This window comes from Ruegeria sp. BF12, assembly GCF_056538705.1.
In genome coordinates this window covers 1-19344 of the sequence record NZ_JBQFTP010000026.1, presented here as the reverse complement: position 1 = coordinate 19344, position 19344 = coordinate 1, and the positions used below count along the sequence as shown (strand labels likewise).

At 57.0% G+C, this 19344-nt stretch carries 19 protein-coding genes and 1 pseudogene; 7 read left to right on the top strand and 13 right to left on the bottom strand.

Going from position 1 to position 19344, the window contains the following annotated elements:
* Positions 1-2 precede the first annotated feature (2 nt).
* Positions 3-923 carry a LysR family transcriptional regulator gene (locus ACR0J0_RS22765; protein ID WP_480666268.1) on the top strand — a complete coding sequence of 307 codons (921 nt, stop codon included), beginning with the start codon at positions 3-5 and terminating at the stop codon, positions 921-923.
* Here the strand turns inward: ACR0J0_RS22765 and ACR0J0_RS22760 are convergent.
* The 9 genes and pseudogenes from ACR0J0_RS22760 to ACR0J0_RS22720 all read right to left on the bottom strand — a co-directional run bounded on the left by ACR0J0_RS22760 (position 920) and on the right by ACR0J0_RS22720 (position 10690).
* Positions 920-3328, bottom strand: a complete 2409-nt coding sequence (locus tag ACR0J0_RS22760) for a GcvT family protein (RefSeq protein ID WP_480666267.1) — start codon at positions 3326-3328, stop codon at positions 920-922. The genes ACR0J0_RS22765 and ACR0J0_RS22760 overlap by 4 nt on opposite strands.
* Positions 3329-4033, bottom strand: coding sequence for a maleate cis-trans isomerase family protein (locus tag ACR0J0_RS22755; protein ID WP_480666266.1), 705 nt, complete (start codon positions 4031-4033; stop codon positions 3329-3331).
* A gap of 2 nt (positions 4034-4035) precedes the next feature.
* Positions 4036-4470, bottom strand: coding sequence for an SRPBCC family protein (locus tag ACR0J0_RS22750; RefSeq protein WP_480666265.1), 435 nt, complete (start codon positions 4468-4470; stop codon positions 4036-4038).
* Positions 4471-4481: 11 nt separating this feature from the next.
* Entirely contained in the window at positions 4482-5987 is a 1506-nt protein-coding gene (locus ACR0J0_RS22745) for a trimethylamine methyltransferase family protein (RefSeq protein ID WP_480666264.1), read from the bottom strand.
* Between the two features lie 232 nt (positions 5988-6219).
* Positions 6220-6618 (bottom strand): DUF3626 domain-containing protein, encoded by a 399-nt coding sequence (locus tag ACR0J0_RS22740; RefSeq protein WP_480666263.1) that lies wholly within the window; start codon positions 6616-6618, stop codon positions 6220-6222.
* A 23-nt stretch (positions 6619-6641) separates the two neighbouring features.
* Positions 6642-6794: pseudogene (locus ACR0J0_RS22735) on the bottom strand (DUF3626 domain-containing protein); the annotation flags it as partial.
* Between the two features lie 414 nt (positions 6795-7208).
* Positions 7209-9101 (bottom strand): amidohydrolase family protein, encoded by a 1893-nt coding sequence (locus tag ACR0J0_RS22730; RefSeq protein WP_480666262.1) that lies wholly within the window; start codon positions 9099-9101, stop codon positions 7209-7211.
* Between the two features lie 112 nt (positions 9102-9213).
* The gene (locus tag ACR0J0_RS22725) at positions 9214-9465 is read right to left on the bottom strand and encodes a hypothetical protein (RefSeq protein WP_480666261.1); all 252 of its coding nucleotides are present in this window, start codon (positions 9463-9465) and stop codon (positions 9214-9216) included.
* Between the two features lie 313 nt (positions 9466-9778).
* Positions 9779-10690 carry a LysR family transcriptional regulator gene (locus ACR0J0_RS22720; protein WP_480666260.1) on the bottom strand — a complete coding sequence of 304 codons (912 nt, stop codon included), beginning with the start codon at positions 10688-10690 and terminating at the stop codon, positions 9779-9781.
* 170 nt (positions 10691-10860) lie between these two features.
* Between ACR0J0_RS22720 and ACR0J0_RS22715 the strand changes: the two genes are divergently transcribed.
* The 6 genes from ACR0J0_RS22715 (at position 10861) to ACR0J0_RS22690 (ending at position 15118) form a co-directional block, all read left to right on the top strand.
* On the top strand, positions 10861-11877 hold the full coding sequence (locus tag ACR0J0_RS22715) for a TRAP transporter substrate-binding protein (protein ID WP_480666259.1): 1017 nt from the start codon (positions 10861-10863) through the stop codon (positions 11875-11877).
* A 68-nt stretch (positions 11878-11945) separates the two neighbouring features.
* Positions 11946-12482, top strand: coding sequence for a TRAP transporter small permease (locus tag ACR0J0_RS22710; RefSeq protein WP_480666258.1), 537 nt, complete (start codon positions 11946-11948; stop codon positions 12480-12482).
* Between the two features lie 17 nt (positions 12483-12499).
* Positions 12500-13840, top strand: a complete 1341-nt coding sequence (locus ACR0J0_RS22705; RefSeq protein WP_480666257.1) for a TRAP transporter large permease — start codon at positions 12500-12502, stop codon at positions 13838-13840.
* A 17-nt stretch (positions 13841-13857) separates the two neighbouring features.
* Complete coding sequence (locus ACR0J0_RS22700) at positions 13858-14352, top strand: universal stress protein (RefSeq protein ID WP_480666256.1); 495 nt, start codon at positions 13858-13860, stop codon at positions 14350-14352.
* A gap of 283 nt (positions 14353-14635) precedes the next feature.
* Complete coding sequence (locus ACR0J0_RS22695; protein ID WP_480666255.1) at positions 14636-14863, top strand: DUF1127 domain-containing protein; 228 nt, start codon at positions 14636-14638, stop codon at positions 14861-14863.
* Positions 14864-14914: 51 nt separating this feature from the next.
* The gene (locus ACR0J0_RS22690; RefSeq protein WP_480666254.1) at positions 14915-15118 is read left to right on the top strand and encodes a hypothetical protein; all 204 of its coding nucleotides are present in this window, start codon (positions 14915-14917) and stop codon (positions 15116-15118) included.
* A 259-nt stretch (positions 15119-15377) separates the two neighbouring features.
* On the opposite strand, the gene ACR0J0_RS22685 is transcribed toward ACR0J0_RS22690, so the two are convergent.
* From ACR0J0_RS22685 to ACR0J0_RS22670, 4 genes are read right to left on the bottom strand one after another with little or no spacing between them, the layout of a single operon-like run.
* The gene (locus ACR0J0_RS22685) at positions 15378-16520 is read right to left on the bottom strand and encodes a saccharopine dehydrogenase family protein (RefSeq protein WP_480666253.1); all 1143 of its coding nucleotides are present in this window, start codon (positions 16518-16520) and stop codon (positions 15378-15380) included.
* A 3-nt stretch (positions 16521-16523) separates the two neighbouring features.
* On the bottom strand, positions 16524-17579 hold the full coding sequence (locus tag ACR0J0_RS22680; protein WP_480666252.1) for a saccharopine dehydrogenase: 1056 nt from the start codon (positions 17577-17579) through the stop codon (positions 16524-16526).
* 14 nt (positions 17580-17593) lie between these two features.
* Positions 17594-18208: a glutathione S-transferase family protein gene (locus ACR0J0_RS22675; RefSeq protein ID WP_480666251.1), complete on the bottom strand. Its 615-nt coding sequence runs from the start codon at positions 18206-18208 to the stop codon at positions 17594-17596.
* A 21-nt stretch (positions 18209-18229) separates the two neighbouring features.
* Positions 18230-18880 carry a histidine phosphatase family protein gene (locus tag ACR0J0_RS22670; protein ID WP_480666250.1) on the bottom strand — a complete coding sequence of 217 codons (651 nt, stop codon included), beginning with the start codon at positions 18878-18880 and terminating at the stop codon, positions 18230-18232.
* Positions 18881-19344 lie beyond the last annotated feature (464 nt).

Sequence of the window (19344 nt, the reverse complement as noted above, 5' to 3'; positions counted from 1 at the left end):
CAATGGCAGAAGGTCCATTTCTTGATCTTCGACACCTCAAGATGATCCGGGCTATAGCGAGTCATGGGCGAGTGACGGATGCGGCAGAAGCGTTGGGGATTACGTCCTCCGCGTTGTCTCATCGCATCAGAGAAGCGGAACGACGGTTGGATCTGGTACTGTTTACGCGCATGCACAAACGTTTGCGCATGACGCCGGCCGCTGAATATCTGGCCGAGATGGCCGATCGTGTGCTTGGTGAAATGGAACGCGCCGAACTTGATGTCCGGCGTATGGATCGCGGCATCGCGCATGTTGTGCGAATTTGCGTGGAAGCTTACAGCTCGTATCATTGGCTGCCCGGCTTCAATACGTATCTTCGGGGTCACTTGCCGGATACTGAATTGCAGGTGACGGCGAATGTCGCGCGTGATCCTGTCCATGCCCTCATGAACCGCGATGTTGATCTGGTTATTGCGTCCGGGGATGCCCGCCCAATCGGGACCTGCCAATTGCCTCTGTTCTCCGATGAACTGCTGTTCGTCGTTGCGCCGGATCATCCCCTTGCAGGAAAGCCGTTTGTCGATGGTGTTGATATCGAAGGGGAAGAGTTCATTACGTATGCACTGACGCCTGAACCGGATCGAGAGTTTGCGCGGCTTTTTCGTCCGTCAGGAAGATATCCACGCTGGACGACGATGGTCGAGCTTCCAGAAGCCATTGTGGAACTTGTCGCCGCCGGACAGGGCAGCAGCGTTTTGGCAGGTTGGGCCGTACGCCCGGCCATCAAGACCGGGCGACTTGTTGGTGCCCGCGTAGGTGAAGAGGGAATCAATCTCACCTGGCAGGCACTAATCCGCTTGGAAGACCAACAAGCTGGACCGATAGTGGAGGTTGCAAAGGCGCTGGCCGATTGGACCGCGCGGAACGATGGGTTTGGCTAAGCCCTCAATTTGCCGTTTTCGGGGTCATAAACGTGGTGATTATGGCGAGCGGCTGTGCGTAAATCTCCGAAAGCCTGTATGTGGCACGCCTCTGACATGGCCAATTCTCCGTGCTCAACGTATCCCAGCGCCAATAGCTTGCCCGTCCGATACCCCATTGAAACAGACGTGAGATAGCCAATGACCTTTCCGTCTTTGATAACCGGATCCGAGGGCATCGGCTCCGGTCCCGGATCGGTGACCTCCAATCCCACAAACTCCCATTCGGCGTCCGTCTGTTCCTGCCGGACAACCGCATCGCGACCTTGGAACGGACCTTTAGACATACTGGCAAACTTCGACAAACCTGCATCGTACAAGGTGTATTCGGTGCCGAAGTCAGCGCCCCAGCCGTGATAACCCTTTTCGATCCGCATCGCGTTCAGCGCATAGGAGCCAAAGTTGCAGATGCCATGTTCTGCCCCGGCCTGCCAGATCGCGGCGTAAAGCGTTACCAGATCGTCTGAAGCGACGTGCAGTTCCCAACCCAGTTCGCCGACGTAGCTGACCCGCAGAGCCGTAACGGGGATGCCCGCAATCTCGATTTCCGCGACGCTCATCCATGGCGCATTCAGATCGGCTGACGTCAGAGGCAGCAGCAAATCGCGGGACCGTGGCCCCATCACCAGCAATGCGCCGTCCCGGTCATAGCCCTGACTCAGAATTGCATTGGCCGAGCCGATGCATTGGGAAATCCAGTCAAAGTCCCGATCCACGGCCAGTGTCGGACCGCAGAGCAGAAACTGGTCTTCGGCCAGTCTCGCGATCGTTGCTTCGGACCAGATGCGGCCCTTTGGTGTCAGCATGTAGGACAGCCGGACCCGGCCAACTGGCGGCAGAGTACCACAAACAAGCCAGTTCAGAACGTCGGCGGCATCCGGCCCTTCCAGCACGTACTTCGTGAACCCGCCGTGATCCATGATCCCAACAGCATCGCGTACAGTCTCACATTCCAGCCGCACTGCATCCTGCCAGGGTTCGTGCCCAAAACTGAGTTCCCCGGTATCTTTGATGTCTTCCCGTTGGAACCAGAAGGCGCGCTCCCACCCGCCGATCTGTCCCATCACCGCGCCCTGATTCTGCAAGTGGTGACATAGTGGGGTTTGGTTAACGGGCCGCCCGGATGACATGATCCGGTGAGGGTACGAAATGGCATATTGCAATTCGTAATGCTCGGACGCCCGGGCCGCTGCATAATCCTGAGTGGCCCAATTGCCAAAACGACGCGGGTCCCAGGCGGACAAGTCCCACTCGGTCTCTCCTTCCGTCAGCCATTCGGCCATGGCTTTGCCGATCGCGGCAGAGTGTGTGATCCCGATCTGGACGCCTGTCGCATGATAGAAGTTGCGCACGCCGCCCGCCGGTCCAACCAACGGCAGCGCGTCGGGTGCATAGGGGATAGGGCCATTCACAAAGCGCTGCGCGCCTGCCTCGGCCAGTATCGGTACATGGGTGGCGGCGGCTTCGAACACTTCCATCATCCCATCGATATCATCGGCAAAAAGCTGGTGGTCAAAGTCCTCGGGTACGCCATCCCGCCAGACCGGCCGTCCCTCATGCGCGTAGGATCCCAACAACAGAGCATTGCGTTCCCGGCGCAGGTAGAACCGAATGTCCGGGTCGCGGATGAGGGGAAAGAGTTCTGTATCCACCTCCAACTGCGGCAAAGCAGTTGTCACCATGTACTGATGTTCGAGCGTGACCACAGGAAGGTGCAAACCCGCCATTGCAGCGATCTTTGCACCGCTTGACCCGGCCGCGTTGATCACCGTTCCGGCAACAAGTACGCCATCGGGCGTATGAACTTCCCATTCCCCATTGGGCCGCTGGCTCAGCCCGGTTACACGGGTAAACCGGCGCACTTCGGCCCCCAGAGCGCGGGCATGTTTGGCAAGCGCCTGCGTCAATTGGCTGGGGTCAATGTCGCCTTCATACGGGTCCAGAATGCCACCAAGAACAGTGTCGTCTGCGTGCCAGTAGGGATGCATCTGCTCGATCTCTGCGGGTGAGAGCATGGACAGTTCGAATCCCGCCGATCGCGAAACACCGCAGAGATGTTGGAACAGTTGCATCCGCTCCGGCGTATGCGCAGGCCAGATTGCCGATGTGTGCCGATAAGTGATCGGTGCCTCCGGGTTTTTTGCCAGTTCCTTGTACAGGGACCACGCATAATTGCCCGCCCGCATCCCAAGCCAGGAGTTCGCGTAGGTCGGAATATTGCCAGCGGCGTGCCAGGTCGACCCGGCGGTCAGTTCGTTCTTTTCGATCAGGACGGTATCTGTGATGCCCGCCTTTGCCAGATGAAACAGGATAGCGGCCCCAACGGCCCCGCCGCCAATGACGACGACCTCAGCATGTGTGCGCATTCAGTATTGCTCCAACAGCTTGCCAAATCCGTTGATCGGATCGGTGATCCCGATGGTGCGCAACGTTTGCCAGTAGACGGCGGCGTTACAGGCGACGATGGGTTTGCCATGGACCTGCTCAAGCTCGGCGATCAACGACACGACCGGCAGCGCGGTTCCGACCTGAAGAATGACATCGCAGTCACACGCGGCGACCTGGGCGAAAACCGCGCGAATATCGCTGAGTGATGTTTCGCAGATCTCAGGCAAGCTTGGTGCTTCGGTGCCTTTGATCGCCACAACTTCGAACCCGGCTGCTTCGGTGTTGGCCCTGACCACAGCGTCCACCTCGGCGTTGAACGGTGTAACTATACCGACCGTCTGGGCGCCCAAGGTTCTCAGGGCTTCGTAATCGGAGCCCGATGCTCCCAACACCGGGACCCCAAGTTGGTTCGACACATCCTGACAGCGCGCTTTCAGCTTTTCCGGACCGCCCGGACCTGCATCCGTGGTCAGTCCAACGGCGATAGCCGCTGGTTTACAATCCATCAGTTTGGCTGCCTCATCCGGCAAGTCATCCGAGATATTGTCCCCGCCCAGACGAAACCGCTGCATCTGATTGGTCACGCCGTCGGGACGCAACAGTTCCAGTTCGGGTTGGACGACGGTGTTCATCGCCGGTGTCATGACGCCGATCACGGCGCGGGGGGCAAGTGTATCGGCCACTTTCAGTCTCCTTTCAGGAACGCATTCAGACCAGTCATGCCGCCGATGTAGATGGCATCGCCGACGATCTTCTCCACCTCGGCGCGATCAGCCGGGGCGCAGTCAAACCAGCTTTCCCAAATCCCCAGCGTCTGGCCGGTATGCGTGATGGGTAAGAACCGGTGCGTTGCGACGTATCCGGAAACCGGCAGGGGGCACTCAAGAATGTCGTAGGTGTAGAAATGCTCGGCGTCCGAGTGCGCCAGCAGGGTTTCACGAAAAATGGAGCCGTCCGGGATGAAAAGACTTCGGATCGTCCCAGTGGCGGTCGGAGCACCATTTTCCAACTCGGCCCGATCCACGCCCGGATTCCATGTTGCAACGCCATCAAATCTGCGAACCGCGGACCAGACATCGTCAATACCGGCCTCAATGATCATGCTGCGAAATACGTGCATCTGGGTTCCTTTCATTGTTCAAGACGAATGGGAAAACGTTCACGAATGCGTGCTTCGGCGTCGGCGCTTAGATGAGAGAGCGACGGGGCTGCCAGAATCTCGGCCACGCGTTGCTGAGCCCGATCCCAGACAGTGGGCCTGCCTGCATCGATCCAATCATCAACGCTTTGGCGGTCTGCCAGCGACGGGTAGTAATAGTCGGACTTCATCCGGTTGAGTGTCTCGGCCTCGCCCAGATAATGCCCATCCTGCATGACCACGCGTTCCACGGCTGCCAGATCCAGTGTAGCGTCCGAAACTTCAATACCTTTGATCGATCGTAGAATGGCACCGCACATGTCATCGTCGATGACCATTGCCTCGGGGCTGGCGACCATGATCGAGCCCAGCATCCCGACGGAAAGGTTGATCATGTCCGCACCTGCGTGACCGGCCAGGACGACTGTATAGCCCTTTTCGTACCCGGCCTGCGCGTCCACCAGTTTGGAATCTGTCATGCCCGCGGAAACCGTGGATGGCAGTCCGACATGTGCCAGCAATTGTGCTGCTGCCGCGTTGGCGATAGCAGCCTCGCCGCCTCCACCGCTCATCGCGCCGGTGCGCAAATCCGAAATGAATGGCATCAGAGCATAGATGCAGGGCGCACCCTGTTGAATTCCATCGACCACGACCAGCCCGGCAAGGCATTCCGCCAGCCCTTGCGCAAGCGCCCCTGCCAAAGTTACGGGACTGGTCGCACCGGCCTGTCCGGCCGAACATATCTGCGGGATCATGCCGGCTTTCACCGCTTTTTCGAGCATTTGGATACCTTCCGCCGCAAAGGTTAGCGGAGGGACGACATGCACAATAACCGCCATGCAAAACGGTCTTTCGCGAAATGCTCCGGGATGTCCAAGCGCCATGTCGAACATCTCGACAATAGGGGCGATGTGTTCTGCGTCACAAAAGCTGATGCCGATCGGTTTGGACGTCGCTTTCATACAGGCAAAGGCCGAGTTGACGTCCAGTTCGTATGGATCCGACAAGTTGCGGGCAACAACGGGGCGCAGTCCGTAATGGATGTTTGGAGACGCGTCCAGAACCCTCATCAGATCGTAAAGGTCCCCCAAATGGCTGTCGCGATATGTATTGTCTGTACCGTCCAAAACCTGTACCGCCGCACCGCCGGTGCCGATGTGCACAGTTCCACCGCCGATCTTCAAATCGCGAGCGGCGAGAAAACCCGGCAAGTTCACATGTCTGGGTGCCTTTGCAAGCGCGCGCATGATCATCTGTTTCGGGAAGCATAGCCTGCCGTCATCGCGCCGCAGCGCACCGCTGGCCAATGCACGGTTGGTGGCTTGCTCTGGCAATCCGGCCATGCCAACGGTTGCCAGGATGTCAAACGCATGGTCCACGGTCCTGTTGACGTCCTGCACTGACAGGGGGCGAAATTTGCCGCCTGCATAGAATTCCGTGGCACCTGAATGGTCGGTGCCGGATTTCTGCTTTTGCCGCTTTGTCGAACGTCGCGCCATTCTCTCTCCCTTGCGCGGGTATTAGACGCGAAAACCGGGAGTGGGAAAATTCAATTATTCGGGGGAGATGGTGAATTGTTTTCACGCAAGCGCCGGAAATCTCTGCGGTCTTCGCGAATTGCTGGCTAGCGCCAGGCTGTTTTCCATATTCACAGCATAACCAGCTGAACCTAACAAAGCTTGGGTTCTGCCAGAACTCCGCGCCTCAAGTTAGAAAATGATGCAGAGGTGATCACTGACGGTTCAGGTTTCCGAACTTAGCCACACAGTACCAGACCCGTTTCAGCAATTTTGGACCTGCCCCACGATTTTTCCGGGCCAGCCCGATATGCCGGGGCGTCAGGCTATCGTTTTCGAGCAGGGAGGTGACCATATCGGCAGTATTCTGGCCGCGAAACCCAATGCAATCGTTAATAAAATCTGCGCTCAACCGATAACCGGAATGCCATTCAATCGGGCACCTTGGTTTCTGCGCTGTAACCTCGGTTTCGGTATCTCTGTGACTTGGGTCTAACACGGCAGCATCGACATCCTCAGCCAGGACCAGAGGGCCATGAACATAGGCTTCAATGTGGTCGTCCGGTTCGTCCAAAGGCAGATCGTTGCGCGCTGGCAGTGAAATCAAACTCATCCGATCGGCCACACCGAGATTGGTCAGGTCGAAATAGCTGTCAGGATAGCAAAAGGTTGTGCGTGACAGGATCCAAAGCGGGGTGAACCGCCTGTTTCAAACCCCAAATGGTTCAACGCGCCGTATTTGGGTCGCTGTGAGGGTTCGACATTATCGTATGCTGCTCCGAAGATGCGGCTTTCCCAATGTCACCGATCCCCTCCGGAGTGCGCTGCCAGACCGCCATTGCTGTTTCCGGTTCGAACTGTGATCGATAAACGCCTTCACGCGCGAGCGTCTCAATCATCCACTCATTTCTTTGCAACGCGTCCGGATGGAAGTTCAATGTTACGTGACAATATTCCGGAAACGGCGGACCGCTTTAATTGCATCGCACGTGATTAATCGCTGTTTTGGCGCTTGGTGGAAGCATGATGCTCTCGGTTGGATCAGAGGAAGTCTCGATGATTGGATTTTACCTCGCCTGTAGTCCAAAGTTACAAACCCCACAAACTTAGGAATATCAAGTTTGTCCCTGCAGGTGGTTTTAGTCAGGTATAGGGTCTTTGGCGGTAAGGCATCTGCCGATTACAGATTGCTTGGCGCGCGGGCTATCTTGAAAGCAATGGATCGAACCGGTCGGATGGATCACCTCCCCATTTCGCCAGAACAGCCTCGGCCCAGTCACGTTGCGCCGTGGCCCGATCCTCAAGAACCCCGTGAATGCGACACAGAAACAGTTGCGAGTCGTCAAGCCCATAGGCCTGAGCAAACCAGTCCTGCACGGCGCTTTGGGCAAGAGACAGCCCGGCCTGGCGTGTCGGCGCAGGTTCAGCAGGGGGCAGGTACGCTTCGTCATCGGTGATGTCTTCTATCAACGTCGGACGTGCACCGCCGTTGTCTATGGCAAATGTGTTCAGCCACTGCTTGCGCGAAGCGGGTTCAAACCTGCCGGCGTTCTCGACCGGGAAACGAATCGCCTGCCCGGGAAAAAGGTCCTTTTGAACGACGCTGTCACGGACGACGATCTCTCCGTTCACCAGTACAAAAGGTATCCCGGTGGACGGCAGACCATTGCTGCCATTTGAATACGTCGCTTGTTCCGAGACAGTCTCGGGATCGAAGATCGTGATATCAGCAACCATGCCTTCCTGCATCCGGCCACGTACTTTCATTGCCTGAAGTCCGGTGTCGCCAAGGAATTTGGCGTGATAGTAGCTGAGTTGTGCCAGAGTGAAGATAAGCGGCACTTCGTTCTCGCGTGCCAAACGCAGGACGGTTGCGTGTGTTCCGGCGGATCTTGGGTGCCCGGCGTAGTCCTCGTACGGCGAGTCCCATGTTAACGGCTCACCTTTGGCATTGAGGCTCGGCATGCCATCCCCCGACACAGCAAAGCCTGGTATCTTGATCCAGTCCAATAACCATTGTTCCCGTGGTGGACTGAAGGCGATCAGGGTACGCCCTGGTTCGTTTGCGGCAAATTCCTCGAACTCTTCACGGGTCACATAACGGTCGAGCTGCGGGTCGAAGATCGTTTCTTCGTACTTGTAGCCCATATTGTCTTCCCAATTGGCAGGCGCGACGATTGAGGCGCCGTAATTCCCCGAACCAGCCGTCCATGGGTAATAGCTTGACCAGACGTTGTACCCCTTCGCGCGGGCCATCTGCATCTTTTCCTGATTTTCCCACCATCCATAGTCGTTGTCATGGTGGATATGCAGAGGCGCATCCAACACCATCGCGTTCACCAGGAGCTCATTCACGCCGGTTTGCGATTCCGTTGGAGTCGATGCGCTGGGATGAAACCGGTGGTGTGCGGACGTCAAGCGGCCGTATTTTGCCGCGATTTTTTGGGCTTCGAGCATTTCATAGGTTGTGATGCCTTCTCTGGCGTACCCAATTGTTGAGCCAATGCCGATGGCCCCCTGCCGCAAACCTTCATCCAAAATCTGCGTGATCTGGTTCATCTGATCCAGGGTGCTTTTGGTAACGGACCAGCCATCGATGCCGTCCTCAGCTGCTTGCGCACGATGCACGGACAGTGTCAGGGGCATTGAAACGTCGGGGCCTTCAAGAGTCATCCCGTCATGGATACGCATTCGGGCATATTCGTGACCGACGACCGTACCAAAATTGGCTTGAGTTGTGCCCTCTCGCTTTGCGTACCATTCGTCGATGTTCAGGGCGCCAAGTTCAAAATCCATCTGCGTGGTGACGCCATCGCGCAAGTTGACCTTGATACCCCAGGGGTCAAGACCGTGTTGTTCAAGATCAATGAAACCCGGCGCAACGACATGCCCGGTCGCATCAATGGTTTCATCACCTTCAATGAGTTCGTTTGTGATTTCGACGATCCATCCGCCTGATATGCCGACATTGGCTATGGCGTCGAAGCCTGTCTCGGGGTCCATGACCCGGCCATTGAGGATGACGACATCATAGGTTTGCGCATTCAACGCTGTTGCAAACGCCGAGATCGTGAAGGCCAGAAATTCCATCCGCATCGGGGGTCCTCCGTTTGCGGATACAATATTTGATATTCAAATTCACGCAACTGTGACGGTTTGCAGAAGCTGGCGCTGCCCGGCTCGCACGCCCGCAGGGTGGCGGCGCGCTTTAAGCCTGATAGTCCAGCCTCCAGCCTTCTTCGTACTCTCCCAAAACGCGGGATAATTCCCGCAATGAGGCGAAAAGCCTGGCGTAGACATCTCGTGAGAGCATCGGCTTGTTGTCGTCCAGCACCTGCAACAGATCAACCACGCCCGATGCAAAAGTATCGTATACCTGTTTGTCCGCAGGCGTGGGGTCCAGGGTCCAGATGTTGTGCAGGTTGTAGTACTTTACCGACTGGGGTTCGTCGTCAATCATTTCGCGGCCTCTTATGTTTGAAGCTCACTTGGGAGGGAAGAAAACCTATGCAAGGGCAGTGGCGGGAATTCACATGAGATTGGCGGCTGCGGTAAAAGAATGCCTGGTCTGGAACGAAAGCACAGGCATTTGGGGTACTGATCCATTCCAAGCCCCTGCGCCGGTTTCCGTAAAGCCAAACACCGAAACGGACGCGAAGCCGGACTATGCAAGCCATTCATGCACAACAACAGAGGCAGGTTGTTTCGTCTGATCGGCCGACGGATTTTGTCAGAAATTCATAAGGCCAACCCCTGACGTGGGCTGGTCGACGCTATGTCTTTGAGTGCTCGCTCAGCAATACGTCCAGAAACAACTTGGTCACGCGCGTGGGCTCGGGCTGTTTTCTGGTGGCTGCGGCAAATCGGGTGCGATATTGGGTCTCGTCCGGCAGGAGCTTTCGCATCAGCTCGCGGTTTACAAAGTTCTGCGCAAGGTGTTCCGGCAGATAGCCCAGATAACGACCCGACAGAATAAGAATGGCCAGCGCCTGTTCGTTCTGAACCTTGGCGGAACGGCGAAACCCCAGTTGTTGGCCAACAATCAGGTTGGGTGAGTTCACGCTGAGCCCGGCATAGCTGAACCCAAGCAGATCACTCGTCTTCAGCTCGTGATCGGGTGTTCGGTACAAGGGGTGCTCCCGGCCGCAATAAAGAAACATGTCTTCACCATACAGTGGCGCATAATGAAGGCTTGTGGACGGGCGGTGCAACGCAATGATGCCGATGTCGAGCTGGCCGCTGATGACCATGGTCTCGATCACGTTTGGCGGCTCCAGCGACAATTCGATCTGAACCGATGGTGCGGCTTCGTTAAACCGATGAATGGCCCGTGCAAGGCGAGATTCCGGGTTCGACGCACATTGGTCGAACAACGAGATGCGAATCGTTCCCCCCAGCTGTTCCTTGATTTCGCTCACCTCATTTCGGAACTGCGAAACGGACACCAGCAGGTGGTCAGCCGCCTGTAGGACCTTTGCTCCGTCCTCGGTCAGAGCAAACCCCGCAGGCCCCCGATTGCAGAGTTTCAGGCCCAGCCGCAGTTCCAGATCGGTAATGTGTTTTGAAATTGTCGATTTACCGATGTTCAGTTCAACTTCGGCCGCTGATAAACCGCCGCTTTCGACAACTGTTTTAAAAACCCTCAGCAATCGGATGTCGCTGTCGCCGATGCGTGATGCAACCATTTTCCCACCAGTTCATAAGGTTCGATATATGTGAAACCTATCGCGCAAAGAATAGCAACATAGAAACACCTTTCACAAGCTACTCTTTTGGGGCCGAGGCAGAATCGGACCGTTCATCTCTCCCCAGAGCGGCGCGCACCTCGAAACCTGATAAAACTGGGAGGACATCCATGTCATTCATCAAAAAGCTTGGCACCATGACTGCTGCCGTATCCGTGGCGGCCCTGATGGTTGCAGGCGCAGCCAACGCGAAGGACTTCAAAATCGCGGTTGGCGACAGTGCGGGCAGCGCACAGGAAGCCCTGGGGTTGGCTTTCGTCAAAGCGCTTGAAGAGAAATCTGGCGGAGCGCACACTGCGACGCTGTTCCTGAACGGCCAGCTGGGATCCGAGCAGGACACCGTCAACGAGGCCGCGATCGGCACGCTGGACATGTCGCTGCTGGCGATCAACAACATCACGCCGTTCTCGCCTTCGGTTGGTGTATTCACTCTGCCTTATGTGATCCTGTCGCTGGAAGATGCTGAAAAGCTGACCCAGGGCCCGATCGGTCAGGAACTGGTGGAAAACACCATCCGTGACGCAGGTGTGCGCATCATCGGCTGGACCTACACAGGTTTCCGTCGCCTGACCAACTCGAAAAAACCTGTCAGCTCTGTTGCTGATCTGCAGGACCTGATCATCCGCGTTCCCAAGAACGAGATCATGATCGAAACCTACAAGGCATGGGGCATCAACCCGACTCCGATGGCCTGGTCGGAAACCTTCACCGGTCTGCAGACCAAAGTTGTCGACGGTCAGGACAACCCTTACCTGACGATCAACGCAATGAAGTTCTACGAGGTTCAGAACCACGTGACCAACCTGCGTTATATTTTCTCGATCGAACCGCTGATCGTGTCGGAATCCGTATTCCAGGGTCTGTCGGAAGAAGACCAAAAGATCATCCTGGAAGCCGGTCAGGAAGCGACCCTCGCATCGGCTCAGTTCCTGCGTGACTCTGAAGCTGCGATCAAGGAAGAGCTGACCGCCAAAGGCATGGAAATCATCGATCCTGAGAACGATGAAGCCGAATTCATCGAACTGGCAACCGGTGCCGTATGGCCGCAGTTCTATGAGTCCATCGGCGGTGTCGAGAAGCTGAACACAGTTCTCGAAGCCATTGGTCGCGAGCCGGTCCAGCAATAATCGCCGCAGAGCGATAAAGGAAAAGAGCGCTTCGGCGCTCTTTTCATCTCAGGGAGGAGGGAATTCCGATGTTCTGGAGATTTCTGGACAATATAGAAAGTGTCATCTGCCGGGTCCTATTATCCGGCTTCGTCTGTTTGCTGTTCGCACAAATCGTCGCGCGTGAAGTTTTTGGCTTTTCGATCAGCTGGATCGAGGAACTCTCGGTCTACATGTTCGTCTGGTTCGTATATTTCGGCGCCAGCTACGCCGCCCTGAAGGGGGCGCATAACCGGGTGACATTCCAGTTCAAGTTCCTGCCCGACCGCTACATCAAGTATATCGAGGCGTTCGCCGATCTCTTCTGGCTCTTTTTCAACGTCTACTTCCTGTATCTTGCGACAGACTTCGTCTTCAACAAGATGAACAAGTTCTGGAAATCCCAGACCCTGGGGATCGAGATGAAGTACGTCTACATGGTGCTGCCCATCGCCTTTGCGCTGATGACCTTCCGCATCATTCAGGTGAACTACCGCCGCCTGATCAAGGGTGAAGACATCCATGATCCTGATCAGATCGACCTTGATGAAATCAAAGCTGCCACCGAAGCAGCCAAGCACGACTGAGGCAGGGAGGAAAAACCATGGAATCCGAAATCGTCACAATCCTGTTTGGATCGTTTCTTCTGCTGCTGCTCATAGGCGCACCGATCACGGTTGCTCTGGGCGTGGCTTCGCTGTTCTCGTTCCTGTATCTGGGCGATAACCCAATTAAATTCGTGCAGATCGCCTTTACGTCCGTGGGGTCTTTCCCGCTGATGGCGCTTCCTGCATTTATTCTGGCCGGGGCTCTTATGGAGGCCGCCGGTATCTCAAAACGCCTGATCAATGTCGCTGAAAGTCTGGCCGGTCCATTCACCGGCGGTATTTCGGCTGCAACGGTTATGGCCTGTCTTTTCTTCGGTGCCATTTCGGGCTCGGGCCCGGCGACAACCGCGGCCGTGGGGATGCTGATGATCCCAGCGATGATCGACCGCGGCTATGAGCGCGGCTATGCCTCTGCGATTACCGCTTCTTCCGGCGGCCTCGGGATTATTATTCCTCCCTCCATCCCGATGGTGATCTTCGGCATTGCCGCGCTCGGTATGGCACCGCCTGTAGAAGCGGTCGAGAAATTCGGGACCTTCCAGTCGGTTTCGATCTCGAAACTGTTCATCGCGGGCTTTGTACCAGCCTTCCTGATTGCCACCAGCTTGCTGATCCTGAACTTCTTCATGTCGAAAAAGCGGGGCTACAAAGGCGTGGCCGAAGGCTGGTCGCTGCGCCATGTGGGCTGTGAGATGTATCGCGGGTTCTGGTCGCTGATGGCGCCGCTGGTGATCCTGGGCGGTATCTATACCGGCTTCTTCACTCCGACCGAGGCTGCAATCGTCGCGATCTTCTACACGCTGGTCGTGGGTGTCTTCATCTATCGCGAACTGACATGGCAGTCGCTGTTCCAGTCGCTTGAAGCCACCACATGGCTGACGGGCCGGGTTCTGTTGATCCTGTTCACCGCGACTGTGTTCGGCCGTCTGCTGGTGGAAAACCAGATCCCAGCGATCATCGCTGACTCGATGCTCAGCTTTACCGACAACCTCTATGTGATCTGGGCGCTGATCATCTTCTTCCTGCTGTTCGTCGGCATGTTCATGGAGACGCTGGCCACCATCCTGATCCTGGTTCCGGTGATGCTGCCGGTGGCCTATTCGGTGGGCATCGACCCGATCCACTTTGGTGTGGTGATGGTCTGTACGCTGGGTATCGGCTTCCAGACGCCGCCGCTGGGTGAGAACCTGTTCATCGCATCGGGCATCTCAAACATAACCATCGAGCAGATCTCGCTGCGTGCACTGCCCTTCGCAGCGGCCAATACAATCGCGATCTTCATAATCGCGTTCTTCCCTGAGCTGTCGCTATGGCTGCCAAGGTTGTTAGGCTACTGACCTGAAAGGATGACGATATGAAACAAATGGTGACAAATATCCTGTTCGCTACCGATCTGTCGGAAAACTCGGGTCACGCCATGCGCAATGCGGCAAGCATCGCGATGGCGACGGGGGCAGAAATTCACGTCCTTCATGTGAACGAACCCCTGTCCGAGGACGCCAAGATCACGATGGACATGTTCATCCTGAACGAGGAGACGCGCAAAACCGCATCCAAGCGCCGCCACGAAATGGTGCGTAAGGTTCTGGCCGAGCGGCAAGCCAAGTTCTGGGCGCAGTTCGAAGGTGAAGATGCGAAGATCCGTGATCAGGTGACTTCGATCGAAGTCACCGACGGGCACCCGGCCGAGGTGATTCTGAGGCGCTCGGTCGAGATGGGCTGCGACTTGATCGTATTGGGCGCCCATGACCACGGCTTTTCGCACACTTTCCTCGGCACCGTGGCCAAACGCGTTCTGCGCCGGTCAAAAATCCCAACGCTGATCGTGCCGAACCCGGACAACGTCTAAAACCCTCTTGGGCCGCTGCACGACATTGTGTGGCGGCCCATTTCGTTTCATGGCGCTCAATGACAATGTAGACACGTGTTCCCTGTCTCGGACGCCGCCCCCATCCCGCATTTGAGTGCAGACCTTGATCGCGATGTCTGCAAGCTGACCAAACCCAGCCAGGGTCCAACGCGCCGAGGGGCGCGTTAACGGACCTTAATCTTACGGTTTCCTCTCCTTAAGAACCGGTTCCTTTATTTGAGTTGTGACTGAAACCGCAATTCAAATTCAGGAGGAGAAGACAATGCAAGCCACACAGACCGTTAAACCAAACCGCAATGTATTTGCCACCATGTTTGCAGATTATGCGGAAGCAAGAACCGAGCAATTCCGCCGCAATATCTTCGCAAAAACCGTGCGCGAGCTCGAAGGGTTGAGCGACTCTCAGTTGAGCGACATCGGCATCCCTCGGGATGAAATCAAGCAGCGTGCCTATCAGAGCGTTTATCACGGTGCCCCTTATCGGCAGTGATGATTTGCCTGCGAAAGGCAGCCGTGTAACTCTTTCAGGAGGTAACAAGTAATGTTTGATGTCATCCCCCCCAGCAAGCAACCGATGCCTTCGGAAAGCGCGCTGCTTCTGTTCGATCGGGCCATGCAAATGCGTGCGATCAGCGCCGATATCGTTCGCGCCGCACAGTATCTGAACGGCTTTTCCGATCAGGATTTGTCAGAGCTGGGCATAAACCGCAGCGACATCGAGGATACGATACGCCGGTATATCTGAAGGTCGGGCGCGGGCCAATTCAGACAGAGCCAAAATGAAATCTGTAACGAGCTAGCCATTCCACGAAACCTGGGATGGCTTTCCTGTTGTCTGGGGTGCGCTGCACTGGCCTATCCCGAGGCGGTATTTCTATAGCGAACAACAATACCTGGTTTTTTGTTTCTTGGTGTCGCCATTGGCAGGACGCTCCGCAGACTTGGCGCATTCCACCTTTAACTGACGACACCGCCCCGGCCGTGAATGGGACGGTGTCAACGTTTCAATTCAATTGATCCACCACCTGCAGGTGCTGGGCCAGCTTGTCGATTTCAGCCATCCAATCCTTGACGAGTTTCGGATCGCTAGGTGCGGCATGGACGCCGACGGGGATCGCGCGGTTCAAAACTGCTTCGACGGCCAGCGAGACCGGGATCGAGACCAGGCGTGCCATGGCTGTGCCGCGCGCGTCGCCCCACGCATCCATCACATAGGTCTTGTGCCAGACCGGGATGCCGTCTTTTTCCGCCTTCAGTCCGACGCAAAGAACCACGCGGTCCGGTTCACCCTCGTCATAGGCGTTTTCGTCCCAGAACTGATCTGACATCTCTTTCAGGCGGGCATCGCCTTCTGGACCGGAAAGGGTTTCGATCTCGGCAAACACATCCGACCACGCATCGGCCCAGCCATTCAGGCGCAGGGTGCCGCGAACGAATTCCTTGACGGTCCAGTGATCCTCGAACTGGTACTCCTTCATGAACGGCAGAGAGTCGCGGTTCGGGTAGACCTCAAAGCTTTCCGGTGTCGGCAGGGGTGCGATATAGCTGCTGATCGCATCCCACGGACGGGCAACATCCAGAGGGGCATAGTCGCGGATCGACTTCGACGGCGAGCGCAGTGCCTTGAGGACGCCCAGCGGCGACCAACTGAACTTGTACCGGAACGGGTTAGGGTTCTTTGGAATGCCGCCGCAATACGATATGAGGCTCAGGTGATTTTGCGGGTCGAACGCGTCTGACGCGCGGTAGTCTGCGACAAGGGCGTGCGCCATCAGGTGGTCGATCCCCGGGTCCAGCCCAACTTCGTTGACCAGCGCCACGCCGGCTTCGCGCGCTTTGTCGTCCAGCGCGCGCATTTCGGGCGCGATGTAAGAGGATGAGACGAAATTGGCCTCTTTCGAAATCGCCAGCTCGGCCAGAGGCACATGCCAATCGCCCGGCAGCATCGAGACGATCACGTCGCCCTTTTCCAGCACCGCACCCAGCGCGTTGATGTCGAAAGCGCGGATGTCGTCGGTCAGGTCTCCGACTTCTACCCTGGCCTTGTCGACGGTCCGGTTCCAGACGGTGACTTTATGCCCATTTTCGATCAGGCGACGCAGGCCGGGGACGGCCGACAGGCCGGTGCCACACCAGTGAATCGTCATCGTTCAGATCCCTTCGATATGAGTGTTGTAGGTCGCGGCCGCCCGGCCCCAGACTCCGCTGTTCAGGTCGGTCAGGGTCAGCAAGGTGGGCAGAAGTTGTTCCGCATAGTCTTCCGAGCTTTCGACCGGAAGCATTGACGGCAGGTTGTCGATCGCCATGACGTCCATCACCGGGTCGGTCGCCACGCGCAGGGCGGGGGCGTCCCACGTGGTGGCGCGGTCGTAAACTGGCACCGGGTTGTAATCGCTGTCCGGGTCGCAGGCGACATCGCCGATGGCCGTCAGGTCGCGCGGGGCGGCTAATGCTTCGCGCGGCACAAAGACCGGCGTGCCGGGACGGGCGAAGATGCAATTCAGGAACAGGTCGTGTTCCAGGATTTCGGGGAAAGGTCCGCCACTGGCGGTTTCGGCCATGTCCCATTTGGTGACTGCGACGCCCATTGCTTCGCACAGATCGGCAGCTCCTGTGCCAACACGGCCCAAAGCGCCGATCACGATGGCGCGGGGGCGATCCGCTCCAGTGGCGTCCAGTTCGGCCAGCAATTCCGCGTTCAGCGCGTCTTTGCCGGGGTAAACGCCAACGGGCGGACATTCTTCACCCCGTTGTTGCGCGGCCCATGTTTTCAATGTCACCGCTGCGCCGGCGTAACCCGCCCAATACCCAAAGGCCGCGACGCGGCGGCCATTCTCTTCGACGAGATATTCCAAGTCATAGAGGGTACCGCCACCCGCCTTGAACCGCTCCAAAAGGGCGCGACCGGAGTGTTGTCCCTTATAGGCGTGGCCGAACATGATGTGGCGGTGGGGTAGGGACGTGCCGTCTTCGGGCAGTTCCTTCAGGCCGAAGATGATCGCATCCTGCGGGGCCTCGGGCCAGGAATTCTCGGGCGCGATCTCACACCCGGCAGCCTTGTAGCCATCGATTGGGATGGCGCGAACATGGCTTTCCTCGACCGTTACACGAATGCCTGCTGCAATCAGAGCCGCGGCCCCGTCGGGCGTCAGTCCAACCCGTTCTTCGTTCGGGCGCTGTTCTGCCCGGACCCAGAGATGTGTCATGCGTCGTCCTTTAATCAGAGCATACCGGCGGCGCGGACCGCCATAATCGAGGCGCGTGCCTCCATCGCCTCGCGGAAAGCGAGAATTTTAGGAAAGGCCGAGACGTCCACGCCGTCGCCTTCCAGCCAGCTGCACACGACGTACAGATACGCATCTGCCAGCGAAACAGTGTCGCCCAGCACAAAAGACCCACGCAGACCGTTTGACACGATGTATTCGCAGGATGTCGTCATAGTCTGGGCGACCTTGCCGGCCATGTCTTTCCAGCTGGCTTCTTTGTCGGCCCAACGATGACCCCGCAATTTATGTGCGTGGTTCACGTGCATGGTCGAGGCCAGATAGTACATAACTTCGCGCATCCGGGCTGCCATGACCGGGTCCTCTGGCACCAGACCAGCTTCGGGCGCAATCGCGGCGACATATTCCAGCAATGCTCCGGTTTCGGTCAGGATACCGCCGTCAACCACCAAAGCCGGCACACGGCCTTTGGGGTTGATCTGCTTGTATGCCGGTTTCGTCTGCTCCCCTTCGGCGAAATCCAGGCGAACCGGCTCATACTCAAGGCCAGCTTCTTCCAAAGCGATAGCAACAGCGACCGAAATGGTACGAGGGGCGTAGTAAAGCTGCATCAATGGTCCTCCGTACTTGGGTTACAGATGCGTTTGCGCAAACTGCCGGTCGGGCGCTTCCAGATGCGGGACGGCATTGAACAGGACCGGGCTAAGCTGCGCGCCAATCGGGTGCAGACGATGCATTGAGGTATTCATGATGGCAAGAGCGACCCGCGCCATCGCCGGTATGTCCAGTCCCATCGCCTGCCGCACGACCATCGAAATCAAACCGCCCGAGGTCACAACAATGGCTGGGCCTCCATCTGTTCCGATTTCGCGCAGCGCGTCCGAAACACGGGTTTCGAATTCCTCGAATGTCTCTGGCGTATCCTCGATCTCGCCCCGAGCCCAGGCTGCGAACGTGCGGGGCAGATGTTCGACAAATCCTTCACGGTCTGTTGGCACTGCAACGCCGTGCTGCTCTTCGTACAGCTTTGCAATATTAAAGTATTCGATCTCGTTGAGGCGGGGGTCACGGGTCGGTTCGGGCAGGCCCATGCTTGCTGCCGTTTCCACATGCCGGGAAAGGGTGCCGCAATAGATCCGAGGGTAAAACGCCTGCGTGTTCTGAAGATGTGCGCCCAGCCAACGCGCCTGCTGATGGCCCAGTTCGCTGAGTTTGTCGTAGTTTGCTTCGTCGCGCGCAGCGGTGTTTGCCTGCCCGTGACGCACCAGTGTTATATGTGCCATGGCGTCCCCTCTTGCGCGAAGTCTTAGGGCAGGTTCGGGTCAGGGACCAGAGCGGTTCGGCAGGACTCTGACAAAAATCAGTTTCTTGGCTGGGATGTGTCGGTACGCCGCAGAATATCGCGCATGGATCAGTGTGCTGAGCGTTGCCTAACGGAAAAAAGTTTCCTATAGGATACATGGTCGCCGTATGCGGCCGTATACACTTTTTTGCGACGCCAGCTTTGAGGGCCGATTGATGGCTAACGGTTCAATCCTGTTGACTTGCTGCACAGTCCTAGGAACCTTGGTGTCAATCTACGGCAGCACAGGGCTTACGCCGCGATTGACGCGGCGATTTTATCTAAGTCTTAAGAAAGGTCTCTGCCATGTCTGACGCATTGAAACGCACGCCCCTTTACGACTTACACGTTGAGTTGGGAGGTAAGTTGGTTGATTTTGCTGGGTGGGAGATGCCTGTTCAGTAT

What these genes read in the sequence shown, in the direction of transcription:
- ACR0J0_RS22675 (WP_480666251.1), bottom strand. Translation starts at nt 18,208, where the DNA reads ATGCAGCTTTACTACGCCCCTCGTACCATTTCGGTCGCTGTTGCTATC.
- ACR0J0_RS22740 (WP_480666263.1), bottom strand. Translation starts at nt 6,618, where the DNA reads ATGAGTTTGATTTCACTGCCAGCGCGCAACGATCTGCCTTTGGACGAA.
- ACR0J0_RS22695 (WP_480666255.1), top strand. Translation starts at nt 14,636, where the DNA reads ATGCAAGCCACACAGACCGTTAAACCAAACCGCAATGTATTTGCCACC.
- ACR0J0_RS22725 (WP_480666261.1), bottom strand. Translation starts at nt 9,465, where the DNA reads ATGATTGACGACGAACCCCAGTCGGTAAAGTACTACAACCTGCACAAC.
- ACR0J0_RS22715 (WP_480666259.1), top strand. Translation starts at nt 10,861, where the DNA reads ATGTCATTCATCAAAAAGCTTGGCACCATGACTGCTGCCGTATCCGTG.
- ACR0J0_RS22765 (WP_480666268.1), top strand. Translation starts at nt 3, where the DNA reads ATGGCAGAAGGTCCATTTCTTGATCTTCGACACCTCAAGATGATCCGG.
- ACR0J0_RS22700 (WP_480666256.1), top strand. Translation starts at nt 13,858, where the DNA reads ATGAAACAAATGGTGACAAATATCCTGTTCGCTACCGATCTGTCGGAA.
- ACR0J0_RS22705 (WP_480666257.1), top strand. Translation starts at nt 12,500, where the DNA reads ATGGAATCCGAAATCGTCACAATCCTGTTTGGATCGTTTCTTCTGCTG.
- ACR0J0_RS22690 (WP_480666254.1), top strand. Translation starts at nt 14,915, where the DNA reads ATGTTTGATGTCATCCCCCCCAGCAAGCAACCGATGCCTTCGGAAAGC.
- ACR0J0_RS22720 (WP_480666260.1), bottom strand. Translation starts at nt 10,690, where the DNA reads ATGGTTGCATCACGCATCGGCGACAGCGACATCCGATTGCTGAGGGTT.
- ACR0J0_RS22710 (WP_480666258.1), top strand. Translation starts at nt 11,946, where the DNA reads ATGTTCTGGAGATTTCTGGACAATATAGAAAGTGTCATCTGCCGGGTC.
- ACR0J0_RS22685 (WP_480666253.1), bottom strand. Translation starts at nt 16,520, where the DNA reads ATGACGATTCACTGGTGTGGCACCGGCCTGTCGGCCGTCCCCGGCCTG.
- ACR0J0_RS22680 (WP_480666252.1), bottom strand. Translation starts at nt 17,579, where the DNA reads ATGACACATCTCTGGGTCCGGGCAGAACAGCGCCCGAACGAAGAACGG.
- ACR0J0_RS22750 (WP_480666265.1), bottom strand. Translation starts at nt 4,470, where the DNA reads ATGCACGTATTTCGCAGCATGATCATTGAGGCCGGTATTGACGATGTC.
- ACR0J0_RS22670 (WP_480666250.1), bottom strand. Translation starts at nt 18,880, where the DNA reads ATGGCACATATAACACTGGTGCGTCACGGGCAGGCAAACACCGCTGCG.
- ACR0J0_RS22745 (WP_480666264.1), bottom strand. Translation starts at nt 5,987, where the DNA reads ATGGCGCGACGTTCGACAAAGCGGCAAAAGCAGAAATCCGGCACCGAC.
- ACR0J0_RS22760 (WP_480666267.1), bottom strand. Translation starts at nt 3,328, where the DNA reads ATGCGCACACATGCTGAGGTCGTCGTCATTGGCGGCGGGGCCGTTGGG.
- ACR0J0_RS22730 (WP_480666262.1), bottom strand. Translation starts at nt 9,101, where the DNA reads ATGCGGATGGAATTTCTGGCCTTCACGATCTCGGCGTTTGCAACAGCG.